We start from the raw sequence: 21,988 nt of genomic DNA, 5'->3' as shown, positions 1-21,988 counted from the left end.
ATGAAGGCCTCACAGAAGTTCGCACTCGATTACACGCCAATACGGTCGAAAACTCCTTGCACTACGGGCGGCAACCACAGAAGCGACTACACCGGTGCTGCGGGCCTTGCCGGCCGACGCCATCGGTATGCTCAAGGTTCTGGCCCCGCCGCACGAGACCTTCGGCAGGGAACGGACTTTGCGGGCTGGCTGGGTCTGGCGCCACAGCAGCATTGCACCGGTGGGAAGCAGCGCCGCCCTCCAGTCTCCGGCCGCAGGGACGTACGCTTTGTGTCGGTGGCGAAGACGTTGGAGGGAAAGAGGGCAGGTCGAAGTTTGGCGGAACAGTCGTGAGACGGGATCGGGAAAACACGTGAGCAACAGATCGCCTTCGAGCACGCGGCGTTGATCTGGAACCGAACTTCGATCACCAAACCCGCCTGCAGCGTGATGATGACCGCATCTGAGGCCGGACACATGTCAACACCAGAAAACGGGCTAAAATCAGCTTCGAACACCGCTTGCGCAAGAGGCTGTTATGCATGTTGCACACATCCCGTAGTCCGTTCTCGTGAATCAAGCGTGATGGCCGGTAGATATCGGCCTACCGAGCCTGAGACCAATCTTGGTGACTTCCTCGCGCGGTCAGGTCCCAAGAATTTTGTCAAATATGCCGAAAGCAAAATAGATATACCTCAGCGTTATAGCGGATATACGAAAAACCTATTTCCTCATCTCCCCCGTCTCGCAGATTGTATGACAGCCCGGAGGAGGGCTATTCGCCGCAATCCAAAGAGATTCGGCGCCCAGGGAGGAAACATGAAACGCATGAACGCAGCTGTGCTGCGAACGATAGCGCTTTGCGCATCGGTCGCCGCAGCGGGTCAGGCCGTTGCTGATGTAACGGAGCTTCCGCAGGATATTCAGGACAAGCTTTACAATCCGACATTGCTGGACCCGAACCAGCCGATTGCCGACAGTGCTTACCGTGACTTTGTGGCAAAGAACCCACCGCCATGGAAGATCGGTTATGCCAGCAGCTATGCGGGCAACACTTGGCGTGCCGGGGTGATGGATCGGCTGCAAAATGAGATAATCCCGAAATGGCAAAATCTGGGACTGATCTCGGAAGTGATTGTTACGCAATCCAATCTGAACGATTCCACGCAGATTCAGCAGATGCGCCAGTTGGTCGATCAAGGCGTTGATGCGATCATTGTGTGTTGCTCAAACCCCACCGCACTGAATCAGACGGTGGAATACGCCCATTCCAAAGGGGTGCCGGTGTTTTCCGGTATCGGCTATCTGACCAGCCCCTATGCGGTAAACTCGTCGGCCAACTTTGTGGTCGGCGGACGGATGATGGGCGATTGGATGGCGCAAGAAATCGGCGGCAAGGGCAATGTCCTGGTGGTCGAGGGCATCCCCGGCGCTTCGGCGTCTGACAGCCAGAACGTGGGCATTCAAGCGGCACTTGCGGAATATCCCGACATTGCCATCAAGGGTCAGGTTGCAGGCATGTGGACCGATCAGGTTGCTCAAGCCGAAGTTCAGAAATGGATGGCAACCAATCCGGGCGAGTTGAACGGCATCATCATTCAGTCGGCTTCAGAACTGGGTGCCTTGCGCGCAATGAAGCAGTCAGGACGCGAGATGGTGCCGATCACCATTGGGTCGGAACTGGGCGCACTTTGCTACTGGCGGCATAACCCTGATTTCATTTCTTCGGCCCTGCATGCCTGGCCACCGGGGGATGATTTTGAAATGATCTGGGACATCATGATGCGGACGCTCCAAGGGCAAGGGCCGAAAATCCAGTCGATCCTGACCACGCCGATCATGATGAGCAAAGATGAAATGATGGCGGCGATCCCCGAAGATTGCAGCGAGGATTCAGATGGTTGGTATCATCCGGGCATCGAGGCTTGGGCGGGCAAGGACTATCTCGATAACTTCTTCCTGCGCCCAGCTGATCCCGAAGCGTATGACCCCGCTTCGCATCCAAAACCTTAAGGTTCTAGCAGACTGACTTTCGGCTGCCGTGCCTGTCTTGCGGCAGCCGATGTTTCCCCTCGCTCTGGAATTTTCACGCAATGTCTGTCGTCACGGTCGAAATATCTGCGGTCCGCAAGTCCTTCGGCCCGACCGTGGCTTTGGGCGGGGTTAGTCTGCGCGCCTATGAGGGCGAGGTGCATGCGATCATTGGCGGCAACGGATCTGGCAAAAGTACGCTCGCCAAGGTAATTTCGGGCGTGCTGATCCCTGATGAGGGACAGGTTGCTATTTTGGGCAAATCTGCCACCTCGCCGCATGAAGCACGCGAGCTGGGGATTTCCAACGTGTTTCAAGAGGTGCTGGTAGCCGATGAATGTTCGGTGCTGGACAACCTTTATCTGGGGGCCGATGGCCTGCTGGGATCATCCGTCAGCCGCGAAGAACGCTATGCACGGGCATCTGCCCTGATGGCAGAGCTGCTGGGGTTCGATCTTGATCTCGATGTGCCTGCGGGCGAGCTGCCGTTGTCGATCAAGCAATGGATCACTATTGGCCGGGCGCTGCTGACAGAGCCTAAGGTGCTGATCCTGGACGAATCTTCCGCCGCGCTGGATTTCGATTCTACTGAGCGGCTGTTCCGAAAAATGCGCGAGATGAAGAAGCGCGGCTGTTCCATTATGATCGTGACCCACCGGATCGCCGAACTGGTGCGCATTGCCGACCGCGCCACTGTGCTGCGCGATGGCCGCACGGTGGGCACGCTGGAAAAGGAAGAAATCACCGAAGCACGCATCTTGGCGCTGATCGCAGGGCCGGAGCGCGAAAAAGCGCAAGGGTCGCAGGTTTCGGCAAGTCGGTCATCTGATCTGCCGGTGCTCCGGATGGCGGCTGCCAAGGTCTGGGCCGATGGTGCTGCGTTTGACTTTACGCTGTTCCCTGGCGAAGTGGTGGGAATCACCGGGCTGGATGGGCAGGGGCAAGCCGAATTTGTGCGGGCGATTGCCGGAGTTGCGCCGCTGGTATCGGGAAAAATCTCGGTGGTGCGCGACGGGGTGGCGGAAGCCGTGACCGACCTGCGGTCCGCGCGCGAAAATGGCATCAGCTACGTGTCGGGTGACCGCAAGAAAGAGGGTATCTTTGCCAATCTTGGCATCTTTGAAAATCTGGCATTGCCGATCTATCGCACCTATCGCGCGGGAGGCTGGCTGAATCTGATCAATCGCACCAAACTGGGACCGATCTTTGATTGGGAAACCGGCAAACTGGCGGTGAAGATGGGATCGCCGGACAATCTGATCACGTCACTGTCGGGCGGCAATCAGCAAAAGGTGCTGATCGCGCGGGCTTTTGCCGAAAAGCCCACCGTGCTGGTGCTGAACGATCCGGCCCGCGGCATTGATATTGGGGCCAAACTCGATCTGTACCGCAACCTGCGCGACTTCGCCGCGCGGGGCAATGCGGTGGTGTTCCTGTCTTCGGAAATTGAGGAATTCATGAACCTGTGTTCAAGGGTGCATGTGTTCCGCAACGGCTCTGTCTCGGCCGATTTCGAACCGCCGTTTGATGGTCATGTGATCCTGAACGCGATGTTTGGTCGCCGCGCTACCGCGCCGATGGCTGGCGACGAAACGGTTGAAATGCCGCATGTCCCCACCGCCGAAGATGGGCGCCCTGCCGCCCGCGTGGTGCCCTTTATACGCCCTGAAACCCCCGAGGATGTGATGAACCAATCCGGTTTTCTGCTGACCGCCCCTGACATTCCGCAAGGCTCGGTCGTGCCTGACCGCTTTGTCGAAGAAAGCCCCACCTCGCCCGCGCTGCGTTGGTCGGGGGTGCCGCAGGGCACGCAGAGTTTTGCGCTGGCGGTCACAGATCCCGATCTGCCTGCCGCGTTCAACTTTCCTCGCAGCTTTGCGCATTGGCTGGCGCATGACATTCCCGGGCATATCCGCGAATTGCCGGAAGGGGCCAGCAACAGCCTTGCCCTGCCGTCACCGGCGGCAGAGCTGAACTCGGATTTCGTAACCTTCGCCATTCCCGGCTTCGGGCGGGGCTGGGGTGGGCCTTGGCCACCAGACCGCCAGCACCGCTATGTTTTCACGCTTTATGCGCTGAAAACCGCCCGTGTGGATATCGCACCCGGTGCCGATCTGGCGGCTTTCGCGGCGGCGGTTTTGCCGGTTGCCATCGACCAAGCATCTTTCACAGCGGTTTACGGTCCGGCCCGCAAACCTTTGCCAACCCCATGACACAATCTGCCGAACCCACGAGGAGGACCGCATGAGTAAATACGGCAGCAGAAAAGGTTTCGATCTGGAATGGGTCGAACGCTGGGCGCGCTGCGTCAATGAAGACAGAATTTTGCCGGTTGTCGGCAAGTTCTTTACCAACCGCTTCGTTCTGGGTGTGGATGAGACGGAGTTTCTGGTCGAGGTGCGAAGCGGCAAGATCGCCCGCATTTCTGAAGGGTTGACGCCGAATGACATGGGGTTTGATTTTGCCCTGCGCGCACCATCAAGCGCCTGGGCCAAGTTCAGCATGAAAATCCCGCCGCCGATGTTCAACGACATCTGGGCGATGGCACACCCGCTGCACAAGCAGTTGGTGATTGACGGCAACACCTTGCCGTTCTGGCAGAACATGCGCGCGCTGACGCGGATGCTGTCCCTGATGCGCGAAGTGTGAGGAGCCCGCGATGAACCAGCACGATCCCATCATTGGCCGCTACGTCTATGTCACTTGTGAGGGCAAGACTTACCGGACCTACTACGAAGAACACGGCGAGGGCATCCCGATAGTTTGCCTGCACACCGCAGGCACCGACGGACGGCAGTATCGCCACCAGATGTGCGACCCGGATATGACCGCAAATTTCCGCATGATCGCGTTTGATATGCCGTGGCACGGCAAGTCGATTCCGCCCGCAGATTTCCATCTGATGGAGGATGAATACAAGCTGACAACCAAATTCTACACCGAGTTTATCGTCGCCTTCTGTCGTGCGCTTGATCTCAAAAAGCCTGTCATCATGGGGCAATCCATGGGCGGCAACATCTGTCTGGCGCTGGCGCTGAAATACGAAAACGAGTTTTCGGCCTTCATCGCCCTTGAGGCTTGCGACTATTCGCCCGGCTGGTGGATTTACCCGCTGCATCACCCGCATATTCATGGCGGTGAGGCGGTTGCGACCTCGACGTTCGGGCTCATGTCACCGGAGAGCCCCGATGATTATCGTTGGGAAACATGGTGGTATTATGCCCAAGGCGGGCCGGGTATCTTCAAAGGTGATCTCTATTTCTATTCCGTGGACAGCGATTTCCGCGACACCGTTCACAAAATCTCGGGCCGCACGCCGATCTATTTCCTGACCGGGGAATACGACTTTGCCTGCACCCCTGAAATGACCTTGCGGACAGCGGAAAAGGTGAAGGGGTCTGAAACCATCATCTTTTCGGGCGGGCACTTCCCCACTTCGGAAGACCCGGTGAAGTTCAAGGATGTGATCACCCCGGTGCTGAAGAAGATCATGCAGAACGATCCAGAACGCCGAGGCGGCGCGCGGTCCTTGTCTGGCCCAAGCTCCACCACCGCATCGTCGCAACGTCCGCCAGCGCGTCGGGTGATTGATCTGTAATCGTTATTCCGGGCGCTTTGTCGCGCCCGGAAATCCTTTCCTCGGATGAATGCAACAGCTCATGTCGGAACGATCCTCATCGACCAGCACATATTTGCTGGTGCCGATCCTGCTGATCGCGGTGCTGTTGGGCATAGCGGCGGTGCGGGGGCCAAGCCTTGTGTCATTGTCGGGCTTTGGGTCTGCAATCATCGTGGCAGCTCCCCTTACGCTGGCCACCTATGCGCTGATGGTACTTGCGGTTGCCGGGCGCGGCACTGTTGATCTGGCGATAGGGCCGCTTTTGGCATTTATCAACGTAAGCATCGTCAAGCTGAACATGATCGGCGCGGTGACCGGCCCATTCGGGGTGTTCTTCGTGGCCCTTGGCATCGGCGTTCTCTATCAGCTTTTGTTCGCCTCTGTTGTGATCTGGGTGCGGGTGCAGCCGATTATCGTCGCGCTGTCGGGATTCCTTGCGCTGACAGGCATTAACCTTGTCATCCTCCCGCGTCCTGGTGGGATGGCACCCGAGTTCATGGCAAGCTGGGGTCTTGGGGCGACAATCTTTTCGCCCGTGCTGTTGATCGTGCTGATTGCCACCGCGGGCTGGCTGTTGTTCACACTGACGCCGTTTTACGCCAACCTGCGGATGATGGGCTATGATGAGCGCGCGGCTTGGACCAGTGGCGTGCGCATCAACATTGTGCGCATCGGGGCGCATGTGATCGCCGGGATTTTCGTCGGGCTTGGGGCGATCTGCTATACCGCACTGATCGCCAGCGGCGACCCGACCCAAGGTACCAATATGACGCTGACCGCGACCACGGCACTGGTGCTGGGCGGGGTCAGTCTGGCCGGCGGGCGAGGCGGGGTGACGGGCGCGCTCCTGGGGGCGCTTAACCTGTATCTGATCGGTTATGTGCTGGCGACGTTCAACTTTGGCGCGGTGCAGGCCTTTGTCACGCAGATGGCGTACGGATTGATCCTTATGGGCTCGCTGCTGTTGACGCTGCTGGTGCCAGTGATCGGGCGGCACATTTCCTTCATCTCGCCCTGGGGCGCGTTTGTGGTGCTGGCTTCGGTCGTCATTGGGGTCATGCTGCACGTCGCCACCTTATCTGTTTACGTGCCCGCTGATCCGGTGTTGGCCGCAGCGCGGAGCGATCTGCTGACACGCTATCTGTTGGTGTCGCCTGCCGACACTGCCAGCTTTGGATTGGCGTTTTCGCCGATCCAGAAATTCGCCTTTCTGGCCGCCTTTGCTGCCGTGGTGCTGGCGCTTGCTGCGCGCCTGATTAACGCCGAGGCGCGGGCCAAACGCATGGGACTGTTTTTGTATACCTTCGTAGCGGTCCTGATTGTGGCGCTGTTCGCCTTGGTGGCTGCACAAGGTAATCTGACCCTGTTTCAAGGAGGTGCGCCATGACCGACCTGCCACCAACCCCACAGCCCAATCTCGTCCCACGCGAGCCGCGTCTGCAACTGATCCCGATTCCCAGTTCGGGGGCAATGATCTGGCTGAACCTGTCGCTGTCGCTGATCATCGCAGCCATTGGATTTGGCCTTGGCTTCGGGCAGGGAATGCAGGCGCAGGCGGTGATCCTGTCAACAGTGATCTCGGTCGCGGTGCTCCTGTGGCTTTTGAATTACATTACGGTGATCTTTGAGACGCGAGCAATAACGCGCGCGGAACCAATAGCAGAAACTGCGCGGAAAGCCCCAAGCGTCTGGCGGTCAAACCGTGTGTTGATCATCGCCATGGTCTTGCTGTTGCTGGTCTATCTGATCGTCACCGCAACGGTTCCGGACTTCCGCTCAATCACCAACCTGCTCGCTTTTCTGGTGCTGGAGGCGATCTTGCTGTTCGCCTTCAAAGTCTCGGGCCAGTTTGCTACGGGACGCAGCGCCTTTATCGGGTTGGTCGTGCTGGTCGCATTGATCGTGATTTCATCCTTCACGATTGAGGGTTTCTTATCTGGCCCCAACATCAAGGCGATCCTTCTGTTCGCAGCCTTCCTTGGAATTGCCTGTATCGGGCAAACACTGGTGGCGCTGATGGGAGGGCTGGATCTGTCTATCCCCTTCGTGATCGGAGCTTCCAATATTGGTTTGTTGTTCCTGATAAGCCTCGGAGTGCCATCTTTTGTGGCGGCGGGCTTTGTATTGATCATCGGCGGAGTGATTGGCTTCATCAACGGAGTGCTCAGCTACAAACTGCAGGGCCAAGCGCTGATCATGACGCTTGGCATGGGTTTTGCGGTGGCGGGGCTGACGCAGATATTGACCTCGATCGGATCTGCCTTTGGCGGCAACGTGTTTGGGACTGTGCCGCCGTGGTTGCAGAACCTCGCCGCGATGAACGGGCAAACCTTTGGCTTGGGCTTTCCGCCTACCATCCTGATCTGGATCGTGCTGGCGATCATAGTGATCGTGGCACTGCGCTATTCGGCATACGGGCGATACATCTATGCCCTTGGCGGCAACCGCCGGTCTGCAAAGCTGATTGGAGTCAGCGAGTTCAAATACTGGACCCTCGCCTATACCTTGTCGGGCGTCTTCGCCGCGCTGACAGGATCGCTGCTGCTTGGCTGGTCGGGCGGCGGGTTCATCGGCGTGGGCGACCCGTATCTTTTCACCACACTGGCGGCGGTGGTCATTGGCGGAACCTCATTGATTGGTGGCAACGGCGGCTATGGGTTCACCGTGATCGGCGTGCTGGTACTTCAGGTGCTGTCCTCGTTCCTCATCGGGATCGGCCTGAAATACGAATGGCAACAATTCATCTTCGGTCTTCTGATCTTGCCGATGGTCGCGCTGTATGGCCGGTCGCCGCATATCAGAGCGCAAGTTTAGTAGGGAAACCAGATGTTCGGAGTTCTATATACCTCGCACGATGTGGTCAGCAGCACCTTTGCGGCGGCGTTGCTAGCCACATTTTCCACCGCAATCCTGTGCTTTGTTGGGCTGACGTGGTCGGGCGAGAAATGGCGGTTGCCGGTGGCGATGGTGGGGGTGGCGGCACTTGCCAGTGCCATGCACTACCTTGGGGCCACCTCGCTGTGGCTGACGGCAGGCAAGGCCAGTGGCGGCATCCGGTTTTCGGGCTGGTTCACTGTGCAGCCATTGCAAGTGGCGGCAGTGTTCTTCTTCGCCCGCACCATGGGAAAAGTCCCGGTGGGCGTGTTCTGGCGGATAACGGCGGCGGCGCTGCTGATGGTGTTCTCGCGCTATCTGGGCGATGCGGCCTACTTTAACCCTACGCTGGGTGCGCTGCTGTCGATCGGGTTTTGGCTGTATATTCTGGGTGAGATGTATTTCGGTGCGATGCCTGATGCCATCCGCAAGGGCAGCCGCGCCGTGCGCCTGAGCTATTTCTGGATACGACTGATCTTTACCATCGGTTGGGCCATCTATCCCATCCTGCACTTTGTCGATGTGGTGATTGGCACGGGCCAAGCCCCCGGTGTGATTGCCCTTTATACGCTGTTTGACCTGATCAACCTGATCACCCCGTCGCTGATCGTTTTGGCCGTCGCTGGCCAGGAGCGGTATTGATTTGCCTCGGGCGTGAGCCTGACGAAAGGAAAAGATGATGACCGGCGCTGATGCAATTGCCATGCTGATACTTCTGACGATCCTGATTGCGGTCGGGGTTTACCTTCTCCACTGGCTCTATCGCCATTCCTCCAAGGACCAGAGTTTCGTGCGAACCGGATCTGGCGGCGAACGTGTGGTGATGGGCGGGGGCGCGCTGGTGATCCCGATCATTCACGACATCACCGTGGTGAACATGAATGCCATCCCATTGGAAATACGGCGGGTGGGGGAACAATCGCTGATCACCCGCAACAAGATGCGGGTGGATATTGCTGCCGAGTTTTTCGTGCGCGTGATTGCCACAAAAGAGGGCGTATCCACCGCTGCCCGCACCTTGGGCGCACGCACCCAGGAACCGATGGCGCTCAAGGAAATCATCCAAAGCCGCTTTGTCGACGCGATGGCATCGGTGGCCGCCAGCATGACGATGGAGGAGATCCATCAAGACCGCGCAGCCTATATTCGCCGGGTCGCAGAGCAGGCGGGGGCGACGCTTGGCACCAACGGGCTGGAGCTTGAAAACGCCTCGCTGACCGCGCTGAACCAAGCGGATATCTCGGTCTTCAACCCGTCAAACGCTTTTGACGCCGAAGGCCTGACCCAGCTCACTGAACAGATTGAGGACCGCCGCAAAATCCGCAACCGGATTGAGAATGAGGCCCGCATCGATATCAAGCAAAAGGACTATGAGGCCGCCAGCCGGGCCTTGGAAATCGACCGCGATCTGGAATATGCCCGTATCGACCAAAGCCGCGCGATTGAAATCCGCAAAGCCACCCAACAGGCCGAGATAGAGGCTGAACGCGCGCAATCCGCCATTTCAATCAACCAGTCCAAGGTGCGCGCCCAAGAGGAATCCGAACGCCTGCGCATCACCACCGATCAGGCGGTGGATGCAGAACGCATCCGTGCCCTGAACGACACCCGCAGTCTGGAGATTGAGCGGCAGAAAGACACTGAACTGGCGGAAATCGCGTCTCGCAGCACGCTGGAAACCCAGCGCATCCACACCCGCCAGCAGGTCGAGGCTGAGCGGATTGAAGGCGACCGTCAGATCAAAGAAGCCGAGATCAAATCGCGGTTGGAGCTTGAGGTCTATGAGGTGAAATCGACAGGCGAGATCGAACAGGCCCGCCTTGGCCGCGACCGCGAGGTTGAAACCGCCCGCATCACCACCTCGATGGAGATTGAACTTCTGGAGGTTGCCAAAGACCGCGATATTCGCGTGTCAAACGAACAGGCTGCCGCCGCACAGGAACGCGCCGTGATTGCCAAGCGGCATGTGGTGGAGTTGGACCGCGTGAAAGCCGACGAGGATGTGGCGCAACAGGAAATCGCCAAACAGCAAAAGATAAAGCTGGCCGAAACCCTCAGCTTCCGCAAAGTCGAAGATGCGCAGATCGTGGCATCCCGCGAGGTCGAGGAGTTGCGGATCGCCGCGCAGAAATACATCGACCGCTTCGTGATCGAACAGGACATGGAGATTGAACTGGCCGACAAGCAGCGGCTGATTGCCGTGGTCAACAAGGCGATTGAAGAAGCCGTGGTGCGTACATCCGAGGCAGAGGCCCGCAAGGTGCTGGCGGTGGCCGAGGAACAGGTCACAACAGCGCGCGCCGAAGAGGGTGCCAACCGCAATGCGCGGGTGGAAATCATCGCCGCCGGGTCTGCTGCGGAACGCGATGCCCTGCGCACCGTCCGCGCGGCCGAGGCCGACAAGCAGGCCGTGGAGCAGCGGGCCTTGGCAGAAATCGCCGAAGCTCATGCGGCAGATGTGCGGTACGAATCCGAAGCGGAAGGCCAGCGTAAACTGAACGATGCCGAGAACATGCGGAATGATGAAAGCCGGCGTTCTGCGATTTATGAGCATTTGGTGAAAACCCTGCCTGCGATCATCAAGGAAACCGTCAAGCCGATGGAGAACATCGACAGCATCAAGATCCTGCATGTCGATGGTCTGCCGGGGTTGAACAGTCCATCTGAAACTGGCGGTGCCGGATCAGGTGGTGGCAATGTATCCGACCAAGTGGTCAATTCGGCGATGAAGTATCGCACGCAGGTGGCCTTCGTGGACGGGTTGATGGAGGAAATCGGCCTGCCGCTGAAGAATCTTGGCTCGGCAGGCGGCATGTCGTTCCGCAACTTTGCGCCAGTGCCCGCAGCAAAGGCCGACAAGGATGACGACTGAAACGGGGGGCGTGAATGATGTCGTCAGAAGATGAGTCCACCGCGATGCTAGATCGTCATGCGCTGGTGCTGGCGTTCTGGTTGCCCGCAGGCTTTGTGGCGCTTGGTCTGCTGCACTACGGGTTTGGGCCCGGTGGCGCGTGGTGGGTCGCGGCAGGCTTTGCCGCCCTGCTGGCCGGGTTTGTGGCGCATGTGATCGTGAATACGGTGCTGGGCACAACGTTTACGGCGCGCGAAGCCGGGCTGGGGATGGTGCTCTATGCGATTGGCATGGTGGTTCTTGTTCTGGCGGTGCTGCTGGGAGATGGTTTTGCCACGCGGTTTTTCCTGCCCGTGGCGGGTGGCATGATCGCCCTGCTGCTTGCCGTGGTGTTCTACATGCTGACGCGCTTTGGCACTCGCGACGCCTTCGATAAGTTTGACATCATTCGCAACAATAATCCCCGCCGCGCCTCTCGGCTGATCCGCGGGGGCCGCCGGTGACGCCGTTCCTGACCATGACACTCGCCTTTCTGGCAGCGCTTTCCCTCTATCTGGCCGCCCGTGCCGCCCCAGCACCCGCAGCGTTTGGCGACGCGGGGGCTGAGTTGCCCGGCTGGGCAGTCAGCTTTGCGGCTGCGGGAGTGATGGTGGCGGGCATGGGGTTGGGCGACCATCTGGCGCTGATTGGCCGCTTCGGTTTGCAGGCCAGTCACACCGCCCTTGGCCTGATCCTTGCTGCCCTTACGGCCCTGCTGCTGCAAAAGCGCCTGTGGCTGGCCGCGCGCATCGCCGGGCTGCATAGCCCCGGTGCGGCTTTGGGGCGCTACTACCAAAGTCCATCGCTGCGCATCGTGATGCTGACGCTGGCATTGCTGTTCGGCCTGCCCTTTGCCGCCAATCTGCTGTCGCAACTGGGTGGGTTGCTGGAGGAGGCGACGCGTGGCACCGCACCCCGCGCTACTGCAATCTGGGTAACGGCGTTCTTCCTGTTTTTGCCGGCGGTCATCGGCGGCTGGCGCGCGACGGTGCTGGTGCTGGCGCTGCAAGCGGTTCTGCTGGCGGTTTTGCTGCCGGGGATTGCCGGATTTGCCCAAGCGCTGCTGACCGGGCCGGGGTTTCCCACAGTGCCCATGCCGGTTGCGACCAGTATCCTCGCCGACCAGATTCCCGGCGTGATCCAGTTTTCGGCAGGCATCGGCAAAGAAACCGTACATGGCGGTATTTTCACAGGGGTTGGCATCGCCTCGACCGCGCTGTCACTGATCGGCATCGTGCTGTCGCCGGGATTTTTGTATCTGGGCATGACTGCGCGGCCAGGGCGCAGCACCGCGTTCACCTCTGTCTGGCTGATCGCGGCACTGCTCACGGGCCTGCTGCTGATCGCGGGGCCGCTGTTGGCGTTGCGGATGGCACAGGGGTCATCACAGCTTGCTGCGGAATTGAGCGCGATTGAACCATTTGCCGGTGTTGGCTTTCTTTTGCTGCTGATCGTCACGACGCAGATGGCGGTCTCGTTATTCACCACATCGTGTGCAATTCTCATCAGTAGTGAGGTGATCTTGCCCTTCATACTGCCCGGCTTGTCGCCGGTAAAAGCCCGACTGACCACCCGCATCACCCTTGCCATTTGTTTCGCTATGGTCGCTGCCCTCGCCGCCTTTGCACCGCTTGCGTCTGCGGTTTTCGGCAGCCTAGCCCTGCCGCTGGCTGTGCAGATGCTGCCTGCATTGTTGGGCCTGACTTTCCTGCGCTGGATAAGCCGCAGTGCGGTTCTGGTGGGCCTGGTCTTTGGCGGACTGATAGTGCTGTTCACCGAACCGCTGGGGCTCATCTTGTTTGAGGGGCTATTTATCGACCTGCCATGGGGGCGATGGCCGCTGACCATCCATTCTGCCGCGTGGGGTCTGACGCTCAACCTATCCGCCGTGCTGCTGATCTCGATCTTCACCCGCAGCGGGGCCGAGCGCAGGCACCAGGACCGCCTGCATGATGAATTTGCCAGCACATGGCGTGTCGATTTTGGGACAAAACCTGCGCGCAATGCGAAATGGTCGCTGATCCTGATCTGGGCATTCTTCGCCCTCGGGCCGGGGGCTATCCTGGGGAACACCTTTTTCAGTCAACCGATTTTCACCACCGGGGATGCTTCTTTGGGCATCCCATCCCTGTGGGCATGGCAGCTGTTCTTCTGGTTGATTGGCGTGCCACTGGTCTGGTGGCTAACCTACGGCGCGCAGCTTGGCACCACCACAGATCAGGGCTTGCGCCGGGTGGCACTTGGCGACGCAACCTCCGCGCCCGATTGGATCGCCTCAAGCGTGGTGCGTGTCTCTGCGCGCAGCGTTGAGGAGCGGTAACCGATGGGGCGTCTGGATAAACCCGGTGTGGATATCCGGCGGCTGCGCTACTTCGTGGCGGTCTGCGACAATGGCGGGTTCTCCAAGGCGGCCCCGGTTATCGGCATTGCGCAGCCCGCGCTCACCCGGCAGGTGCAACTGCTGGAGCACGAGCTAGGGATGGAACTCTTCACCCGCAATGGCCGCAACGCCGTGCCAACCGAGGCGGGGGCTGCTCTGATGAGCGGCGCACGATTGCATCTGGAAAGCCTTGATCTGTTGATCGAACGGGTGCAGCGCGATTTTGGTGCAGGCCCCGCGCATGTCAGTCTTGGCGTCTGCCCCACCATCTCTCCGCTGTTTCTCGCACCTTTGTACGAGGCACTTCGCCAGTCGGCACCGACGCTGACCCTTACCGTTATAGAGGCTTATTCCGGCGATCTTCGCAGTTTGATGGCCTGTGGCCGGCTGCATCTTGCGTTGACGTATAGCCAGCCTGATACCGAAGGTTTGGATGTGACAAACCTTCTGTCGGAAAAACTGGTGCTGGCCGGGCCGAGGCAATCCATCCATCCCTTATCTTTGAATGACCTTTCCCGCCAACGTTTGATCCTACCCAGCGCCCACCACCAACTGCGTCGCATCATCGACGCGGTGGCAGCCACACGCGGCATACCGTTGGTGCCTGCGCTTGAACTTGATAGCCTGAACGCAGTGAAAGCGATGCTGGACGGCACCTCCGGTGATTTTGCCACCATTCTGCCCTATCATTCAGTGGCGACAGATGCCGCCGAGGGCCGTTTTTCGATCAGCATGATAAGTGACCCCGACATGGTGCGCACGATTGCCCTTCTACGCCCCAGCAAGCCCGAGCAACCATTGCCCAAGATTTTGCCCGAGGCCATCTTTAGCCGCGCAAAAGCCATCCAGGCCTCACTGGAGGCGGTGTTTTGAATGTCAAACGGCCAACCCATAGCGAGTTCTGCTAGGCGCAAGCAGCCTTTGTTCTTTCCCAAGCAGCACCAATCCTGCGAATTTGTGTGCAAATCACCAAAAGGACCGTTGTCATGACCAGCTTTGATCCGACCGCCGAATATGCCGCCATCCGTGAAGGCGTGGCCAATGTTTGTGCGGGCTTTCCGGGGGCATACTGGCGTGATCTGGATGCCCGCAGGGCATATCCAACAGATTTTGTCGCGGCACTGATCCGCGAAGGTTATCTGGCAGCGATGATCCCCGAAAGCTACGGCGGATCGGGGCTCAACCTGCAGGCCTCTGCGGTTATTCTTGAGGAGATTCATCGCAATGGCTGCAACGCCGCCGCCTGTCACGCGCAGATGTATACGATGGGCACTGTGCTACGGCATGGCAACGATGCGCAAAAACAGCAGTATTTGCCGAGTATCGCCGACGGTTCGTTGCGTCTGCAAGCCTTTGGTGTGACAGAACCGACCAGTGGTACCGACACGCTGGCGCTGAAGACCACGGCGCGGCGTGAGGGGGATGACTATGTGATCAATGGCCAGAAAATCTGGACCAGCCGCGCCGAACACACCGATCTGATGCTGCTTTTGGCACGCACCACGCCCCGCGATCAGGCGAAATCCAAGACGGACGGGCTGTCGGTGTTCCTGATCGACCTCCGCAAACTGGTGGACAACGGCGTGACCATCCGCCCGATCCGCGCCATGATCAATCATGCCACCACCGAGGTGTTTTTTGACAACGTGCGCATCCCGGCCTCGTCGCTGATCGGCGAGGAGGGCAAGGGCTTCCGCTATATTCTGTCGGGAATGAATTCCGAACGCATCCTGATTGCGGCGGAATGTATCGGCGATGCCAAGTGGTTCATCGACAAGGCATCGGCCTATGCCAAGGAGCGAGTGATCTTTGGCGCGCCGATCGGCAAGAACCAAGGCGTGCAATTTCCGCTGGCGCGCGCCTACGCCCATATGATGGCGGCAGAGGCTATCGTTTATCGCGCCGCTGCGATGTATGATGCGGGTCATAATCCGGGGGTCGAGGCCAACACCGCTAAAATGCTGGCAGCAGATGCCAGTTGGGAGGCTGCTGAGGCCTGCCTGCAAACCCATGGCGGGTTTGGGTTTGCCGAAGAATATGATGTTGAACGCAAATTCCGTGAAGCGCGGCTATATCAGGTGGCCCCTATCTCCACCAACCTGATCCTGTGCTACATTGCAGAGCAGGTGCTGGGATTGCCCAAATCTTATGGGGCTGCGGCATGACTTTTCTGGCACAAATCCTTGATCTCGCCGCGATGCCTTCGGGCGAAATCCCCGCATCGGCGCGCAGTATGGCACGGTTTTCGCTGTTTGACTGGCTGGTTTGCGGACGCGCGGGGGTGAGTGAACCGCTGGCCGTGATCCTGCGGGATTATGTCGGTGCCGAGGGCGGTTTGCCTGCCGCGTCAGTGTTTGGTGGGACGAAAGCCCCAGCACGGGCAGCGGCGCTGGTGAATGGTGCCACCAGCCACGCTCTGGACTATGACGACACGCATTTTGGTCACGTCGGTCACCCATCGGTGGCGATTTATCCAGCGGCTTTGGCGGTGGGCGAGGAAGTTGGGGCCTCTGCCGCTGACGTGGCCGATGCCTTCCTGATCGGAGCCGAAGCTTCGGTCCGCATCGGTATGGTGCTGGGTGCCGGGCACTATAACCGTGGATTCCACCAGACAGCCACCGCCGGGGCCTTCGGCGCAACTGTTGCCGCGGGCCGCCTTTATGGCTTAACCCGTGATCAGATACGTGTGGCGATTGGACTGTGCGCCACCCGCGCCTCGGGGCTGAAATCGCAGTTCGGCACCATGGGCAAACCCTATAACGCCGGGATTGCGGCTTCCAACGGCATCGAATGTGCGGGTCTTGCGCGCGCGGGCTTCACCTCGGCGGATGATGGTTTGATGGGTGCGCAGGGCTTCGTTCTGACACATGCCGACGCCCCACAGCCCAGCCCACCGGTGGGCACATTCCTGTTCGAGGATGTTAAATACAAACTGCACGCCTGCTGTCACGGCACCCATGCGATCATTGAGGCGTTGTCCGCTTTGAAGCGTGCGCATAATCTGACCCCCGGACGGGTGGCATCCATCCATCTGCGCACCGGCACGCGCTGGCTTTCGGTCTGCGATATCAAGGCCCCCCGCACCGGTTTGGAAATAAAGTTCAGCTATAACTGGCTGGCTGGCATGGTTCTGGCTGGCATCTCCACCGCGAGCGACCGTGCTTATACGGATACCTTGGCGCAAGATGACTTGCTGGCCGATTTTGCGGCCAAAATCACCGTCGAAGGTGATGCCGCCCTCACAGACATGCAGGTCGTCGGTGAGGTGCAACTGAAGGATGGTGGCAAGTTGCCCTTTGCGTATGACCTTGCTGCGCGCTTGCCCGACGCGGTGCTGGAAAACCGCCTGCGCGCAAAAGCCACTGGGTTGATCGGCGCAGACGGAGAGCAGATCTGGGCCATGATCGTGGCGCTGGATAGTCTTGGCGCGCGTGATCTAGGCAAGGCGTTACGATGAACCCAGGCGATTATAGTGATTGGGTTGGACGGAAATTCTCGAGATCCGAAGTCATCAGCGACCGATTGTTGATCCATTTTCGTGCTGTCATGGCGGGTATGCTTGGTCCCGGCGCGGTGCCGCCCGGATTTCAATGGGTCTTGGTGCCCGATGTGGCAGACCCTGCTGATCTTGGCCGTGACGGCCACCCGCGCACCGGGATGTTCGTGCCAGCCTTGCCCTTGCCACGCCGGATGTGGGCGGGGGGAGAAATGGTGTTTTCTGGCACCCTCAACCCCGGCGATACCGTCACCCGTGATAGCACTATGGGCGATATCAGCTTCAAATCGGGCGCGTCCGGCCCGCTTGGCTTTGTCAGTATCACACATCTGTGGCGCGTTGACGGCCAAACCCGAATCACCGAACGGCAAGATTTGGTCTACCGCGAAGACCCCAAGCCGGGACGAACCGCAAACCCGACCCCAGCTGAGGATTGGTTGCCAGATTCCGTGTGGCAGATCACACCCGATCCAGCGTTGCTGTTTCGCTATTCTGCCGTCACCTTCAACGGCCACCGCATCCACTATGATATGCCCTATGCAACGGCGGTAGAAGGCTACGACGGTTTGGTTGTGCATGGCCCCTTGCAAGCACTGTGGATGCTGAACCTGTCTACGACAATGCTGGACCGTCTGCCGCACAGTTTCCGCTATCGCGGTTTGGCACCGCTGATCTGCGGCAACGCCGTGCAGATCGAGGCACGGCACCAAGCCGATACCATTGCGCTGCGGGTGCGGCGACAGGATGGCGTGGTGACAATGCAGGCAACAGCAACCCCCTAGCCAGTCAGCAATAGGATTACCGTCTAATCATCTATCTCTGCGGGCATGTCGCGCAAGCGGCCCTCCCAGATGCCACGACGCACCAGATCACGCGCAACTTCCAGCGTCAGACGCTGGACGGACTGACAGGCGCGCGACATTGGCCGGGTCGTGCTATGCACCAAATAGACCGGGCGCGACATATCGGGATCGGTGATCGGTGCCTTTACCAGCTCCCCCCGTGCCACGAAATCATGGGCTGCGGCGGGGGCAAAAATGGTATGTCCCGACCCCCGCGCGACCAGTTCTTTAATCTGGGTCATTGCATCCATCTCGATCACCACGTTCAGCTCGATACCACGGGCCTGGGCATGTTTCTGGATGGTTTTGCGCAAGCCATGCGAGGGCGATGGCAGGATCAGATCCAAATCGCGCAGCGCCGCCAGCGAAGTTGGCGCACCGGGCGGAGTGGCAAGCGGCCAGTTATCCGGGGCCGAAAACAAACAAAGCTGCTCATCCAAAATTGGGATGGCGTGAAAACTATCCTTTTTGTCAATGTCGTACAGAAATCCAATATCTACGGTCTGATCGCCGATCCAGTTGCGGATAAAGCCGCTCATCGCTTCGATTGCCTGAAGGCGGACATCGGGAAATTCGACGCGCACGGTTTCAGCTAATGGAACCGACATCACCATCGACACGGATGGAGGCATACCAAACGTCACCTGACCACGCACGGAGCCGCCTGATTCTTTCATTTCAACAAGGCAAGCGGCAAGGCTTTTGCATATCTCGCGCGCGTGGCGCAACAGCAGGTGGCCCTCGTCTGTCAACTGGATACCCTGCGCAGAACGCAGAATAAGCGGTATACCCAGTTCTTCTTCAAGCTTGATCACATGCTGCGAAAGCGATGGCTGCGCCACCCCAAGCCTGCGTGATGCGGCAGACAGTGATTTCTCTTCGGAAATGGCGATGAAGTATTTCAGGTGCCGAATATCCATCAAAGCGGCTCCTTTATCGCGTCAGGACAGTTAGGCGCTTTCGTTCTAGCCTGTCAAGGAAACCGCTATTACCCATGATCCCGCTCTGTGGTGATCCTTTTTCAAACGCAGGAAAGGGAGCCCTGTTGACGCAGGATCTGGAGGGCATTCTGGTAGTATCGCTAGAGCAGGCTGTGGCAGCCCCACTGGCCACGTCTCGGATGGCGGATGCCGGCGCGCGGGTGATCAAGGTGGAACGTGCCGAGGGCGATTTCGCGCGTGGGTATGACCGGTTGGTGCATGGCGAAAGCGCCTATTTTGTTTGGCTGAACCAGGGCAAGGAATCAATTTGCCTTGACCTGCGCGCCGCCGAACCCTTGGCCTTATTGCAGCGGATGATCGCGGCAGCTGATGTGTTCGTGCAGAACCTTGCACCCGGCGCGGCTACCCGGCTTGGGGTTGGGCCCGATGCGATGCACGGCTAATCCACGGCTGATCTATGTCTCGATTTCCGGCTATGGCGAGGATGGACCATACCGGGATCAAAAAGCCTATGACATGCTGATACAGGGCGAGAGCGGCTTGCTTGCGGTAAATGGAACGCCCGAAGGCAGCGCGCGGGTGGGCATTTAGGTTTGCGATATTGCGGCGGGTGAGACGGCCTATGCGGCAGTGCTGCAATCGCTTCTGCATCGGGCAAAAGCGGGCGAGGGGCGGGCGGTTGAGGTGTCGTTGTTTCACACCATGGCCGATTGGATGAACGTGCCCTATTTGCAAACCCGTTACGGGGGCACCGCCCCGGCCCGGGTGGGGCTGCGGCATCCGTCGATTGCGCCCTATGGGGCGTTTCGGTGCGCGGATGATCGGCAGGTGCTGCTCTCTGTACAGAATGACCGCGAATGGACGGCGTTTAGCGCCGAAATTCTGCAACAGCCTGATCTTGCCACCGACCCGCGCTTTGCCACCAACGTGGCACGCGTGGCCCGGATGGCCGAGATTGAAGCGCTAATTGCTCCGGTTTTTGCGGCAATAGACCGCGAAGCCGCAGTTGCACAACTGTCAAAGGCCGGCATCGCCTGTGGGCCTATGTCTACGATGGAGGATATGGAGCACCATCCGCAGGCGCACCATATCACACTTATCAGCCCAACGGGTCCGATAGAGATGATGGGCCGGGGCGTGCGCTTTAGTGATGCCACCGTGACAGGCCGCGACGTGCCAGCTTTGGGCGCGCAGACCGCCAGCCTTTGGACCGAATTTGGCGGCAAATCGCAGGGCGTTTCCGGATGATACTTGTGCCAAATTGGCAGGCGTTGTTGTTTGTGCCAGTCGGGGCCGAGCGGCATCTGGCCAGCGCCATCCGCCTGCGCCCCGATGCGATTGTCCTTGATCTGGAAGACGCGATTGCACCTGCAGCCAAGCCAGAGGCGCGCGCAAGGCTGCGCTCGGCCCAACAGCTGATCCATGCGGCGGGCATTTATTGCGTAATCCGTATCAATTGCCAACTGCGCGAGGTGGTGGATGACCTTGCGGCGGCTGAGCTCGGTCATATGGCCGCGCTGATGCTGCCCAAAGTCGAAGATCTGCGCGGGCTTCAGAACGTGGCCGAACTGACCGGCGGCAAGATTGGCCTGATCGCACTGAAAGAAACTCCGGCAGCCCTGCAGGCTTTGCCAGCCATAGCCGTCTTTCCGCAACTGGTGGCGATGATGCTGGGGTCCGAGGATTATGCGGCTTTGCTGGGTGTCAGCCCGGATGGAGGTGCCCTGTCATATCTGGCAGCCCAGATCGGGGTGGCCGCGGCCACACGTGGCTTGCTTGGCATTGGCTTTCCCGGTTCGCTGGCGAATTTCCAGGCACTTGATCTCTATGCCAGCCAGATCGCACAAGGACGTCAGCTTGGCCTGCGCGCTGTGGCGGCGTTTCATCCGGCGCAACTGCCGGTGATCCGCAGTGCACTGGCGCCGACCCATGCCGAAATAACGTGGGCGAACAAGGTATTGCAGGCGTAGCACGCGACCTTAGGCGCCGTCGTGGCGATGGAAGGCACGATGATCGACGCCCCTGTCATCCAACGCGCGCGCAACATCCTGCGTGCGGTGCAGACTTAGCCACTTCTGTGGCCGCCGCCCATTGTGCAAGGGGCTCTGACTTCTGGGCTTGGTGATCGCGTGCAGTCTTCTGTCAGGCCTGTATATGCGGCACTGTCATGAAGCCGCTGGCCGGGATGGTGATCAGCGAAGTTGATCCATAGCTGGGTTCGTTCGATCATGCCACGCCTCACTTCCCGGTCCAGGGCTTGAGCTTTCGTGACAAAAGGATCCTATGTGTGCGGCTTCGGGCGTTGCGATAGACTGGCCGCATTCGATCCTGGATCAGGAGGCTGCCATGGAAAGGATAGACGGTGACGCGCCGAAGACTGCCTATGTCGCGATAGAGTTGAGCAAGGGAAGCTGGATGGTCGGGGCCATGTTGCCGGACCGTGACAAGGCGGGCATTTACCGGCTGTCAAGCGGTGATACGGCTGGCTTGCTGTCGCGGCCGGAGAGGCTTCGACATTTCGGGGCTGACCGCTTGGTTTTATGTTTGAAACAGGGCCTGATGGGTTTTGGCTGGCCCGGTTTCTGCTCTGCTATGGGCCGATGTCCTCGATCCCGCTTCCCTTCAAGTGAACAGACGGGCGCTGCGGGTAAAGACGGATCCGATCGATGTCTTGTCGCTGTTGAACGCCCTCGTGGCCGTTGACCGGGCAGAACGCCATGCGTGCTCCATCGTCCGGGTTCTCAGCGTTGAGGAGGAGGACGCCCGACGGTCGCATCGCGAACTGGATCGGCTTATCCAGGAAAGAACTGCCCACATCAACCGGATCAAGGGACTTCTGTTTGCCCAGGCCGTTATTGGCGACGTCCTGTCACGCACGAGATGCAGCACCGTTCGGGCTCCGTGAATGAAGAGTTTGCGCAAGTATCGATTGCCGT

Annotated in this window: 19 protein-coding genes; 18 read left to right on the top strand and 1 reads right to left on the bottom strand. The window is 59.3% G+C overall.

The genetic code is table 11. From position 1 onward, the window contains the following. Nucleotides 1-798: 798 nt before the first annotated feature. From J2X53_RS21715 to J2X53_RS21650, 14 genes are all read left to right on the top strand, one after another. On the top strand, nt 799-1,992 hold the full coding sequence (locus tag J2X53_RS21715) for an ABC transporter substrate-binding protein (RefSeq protein ID WP_349039587.1): 1,194 nt from the start codon (nt 799-801) through the stop codon (nt 1,990-1,992). Between the two features lie 80 nt (nt 1,993-2,072). Beyond that, complete coding sequence (locus J2X53_RS21710; protein ID WP_349039586.1) at nt 2,073-4,223, top strand: YbhB/YbcL family Raf kinase inhibitor-like protein; 2,151 nt, start codon at nt 2,073-2,075, stop codon at nt 4,221-4,223. A gap of 31 nt (nt 4,224-4,254) precedes the next feature. After that, nucleotides 4,255-4,659, top strand: a complete 405-nt coding sequence (locus J2X53_RS21705; RefSeq protein ID WP_349039585.1) for a hypothetical protein — start codon at nt 4,255-4,257, stop codon at nt 4,657-4,659. 10 nt (nt 4,660-4,669) lie between these two features. Next, nucleotides 4,670-5,608 carry an alpha/beta hydrolase gene (locus tag J2X53_RS21700; RefSeq protein WP_349039584.1) on the top strand — a complete coding sequence of 313 codons (939 nt, stop codon included), beginning with the start codon at nt 4,670-4,672 and terminating at the stop codon, nt 5,606-5,608. 49 nt (nt 5,609-5,657) lie between these two features. Beyond that, on the top strand, nt 5,658-7,016 hold the full coding sequence (locus J2X53_RS21695) for an ABC transporter permease (RefSeq protein WP_349039583.1): 1,359 nt from the start codon (nt 5,658-5,660) through the stop codon (nt 7,014-7,016). Further along, the gene (locus tag J2X53_RS21690) at nt 7,013-8,443 is read left to right on the top strand and encodes an ABC transporter permease (RefSeq protein ID WP_349039582.1); all 1,431 of its coding nucleotides are present in this window, start codon (nt 7,013-7,015) and stop codon (nt 8,441-8,443) included. The genes J2X53_RS21695 and J2X53_RS21690 overlap by 4 nt, the downstream gene beginning before the upstream one ends. A 12-nt stretch (nt 8,444-8,455) precedes the next feature. Further along, nucleotides 8,456-9,145, top strand: a complete 690-nt coding sequence (locus J2X53_RS21685) for a bacteriorhodopsin (protein WP_349039581.1) — start codon at nt 8,456-8,458, stop codon at nt 9,143-9,145. A gap of 37 nt (nt 9,146-9,182) precedes the next feature. Next, nucleotides 9,183-11,375 carry a flotillin domain-containing protein gene (locus J2X53_RS21680; RefSeq protein WP_349039580.1) on the top strand — a complete coding sequence of 731 codons (2,193 nt, stop codon included), beginning with the start codon at nt 9,183-9,185 and terminating at the stop codon, nt 11,373-11,375. 14 nt (nt 11,376-11,389) lie between these two features. Further along, complete coding sequence (locus tag J2X53_RS21675; protein ID WP_349039579.1) at nt 11,390-11,857, top strand: hypothetical protein; 468 nt, start codon at nt 11,390-11,392, stop codon at nt 11,855-11,857. Further along, on the top strand, nt 11,854-13,713 hold the full coding sequence (locus J2X53_RS21670) for a hypothetical protein (RefSeq protein ID WP_349039578.1): 1,860 nt from the start codon (nt 11,854-11,856) through the stop codon (nt 13,711-13,713). Before J2X53_RS21675 ends, J2X53_RS21670 begins: the two co-directional genes overlap by 4 nt. Before the next feature lie 3 nt (nt 13,714-13,716). Beyond that, nucleotides 13,717-14,646 (top strand): LysR family transcriptional regulator, encoded by a 930-nt coding sequence (locus J2X53_RS21665; RefSeq protein WP_349039577.1) that lies wholly within the window; start codon nt 13,717-13,719, stop codon nt 14,644-14,646. Nucleotides 14,647-14,759: 113 nt separating this feature from the next. Next, entirely contained in the window at nt 14,760-15,938 is a 1,179-nt protein-coding gene (locus J2X53_RS21660) for an acyl-CoA dehydrogenase family protein (RefSeq protein ID WP_349039576.1), read from the top strand. After that, a complete protein-coding gene (locus tag J2X53_RS21655) occupies nt 15,935-17,230 on the top strand; it encodes an MmgE/PrpD family protein (protein WP_349039575.1) in 1,296 nt (431 codons plus the stop codon). The genes J2X53_RS21660 and J2X53_RS21655 overlap by 4 nt, the downstream gene beginning before the upstream one ends. A gap of 89 nt (nt 17,231-17,319) precedes the next feature. Further along, nucleotides 17,320-18,051, top strand: coding sequence for a MaoC family dehydratase N-terminal domain-containing protein (locus tag J2X53_RS21650; protein WP_349039574.1), 732 nt, complete (start codon nt 17,320-17,322; stop codon nt 18,049-18,051). A gap of 23 nt (nt 18,052-18,074) precedes the next feature. Here the strand turns inward: J2X53_RS21650 and J2X53_RS21645 are convergent, their stop codons facing one another. After that, a complete protein-coding gene (locus J2X53_RS21645) occupies nt 18,075-19,031 on the bottom strand; it encodes a LysR family transcriptional regulator (protein WP_349039573.1) in 957 nt (318 codons plus the stop codon). Nucleotides 19,032-19,156: 125 nt separating this feature from the next. Here J2X53_RS21645 and J2X53_RS21640 point away from each other — a divergent pair, with 125 nt between their 5' ends. The 4 genes from J2X53_RS21640 to J2X53_RS21625 are packed head-to-tail and all read left to right on the top strand — an operon-like array spanning nt 19,157 to nt 21,022. Further along, complete coding sequence (locus J2X53_RS21640; RefSeq protein WP_349039572.1) at nt 19,157-19,495, top strand: CoA transferase; 339 nt, start codon at nt 19,157-19,159, stop codon at nt 19,493-19,495. Continuing rightward, nucleotides 19,479-19,643, top strand: coding sequence for a CoA transferase (locus J2X53_RS21635; RefSeq protein WP_349039571.1), 165 nt, complete (start codon nt 19,479-19,481; stop codon nt 19,641-19,643). The genes J2X53_RS21640 and J2X53_RS21635 overlap by 17 nt, the downstream gene beginning before the upstream one ends. A gap of 39 nt (nt 19,644-19,682) precedes the next feature. Continuing rightward, nucleotides 19,683-20,300, top strand: a complete 618-nt coding sequence (locus tag J2X53_RS21630; protein ID WP_349039570.1) for a CoA transferase — start codon at nt 19,683-19,685, stop codon at nt 20,298-20,300. After that, nucleotides 20,297-21,022, top strand: a complete 726-nt coding sequence (locus tag J2X53_RS21625) for an aldolase/citrate lyase family protein (protein ID WP_349039569.1) — start codon at nt 20,297-20,299, stop codon at nt 21,020-21,022. Before J2X53_RS21630 ends, J2X53_RS21625 begins: the two co-directional genes overlap by 4 nt. Nucleotides 21,023-21,988: the final 966 nt, after the last annotated feature.

This window comes from Pseudotabrizicola sp. 4114, assembly GCF_031457365.1.
Taxonomy (GTDB): Bacteria; Pseudomonadota; Alphaproteobacteria; order Rhodobacterales; family Rhodobacteraceae; genus Pseudotabrizicola.
Note: the sequence above shows the minus strand (reverse complement) of the source record. Positions and strands in the feature narration are given on the sequence as shown.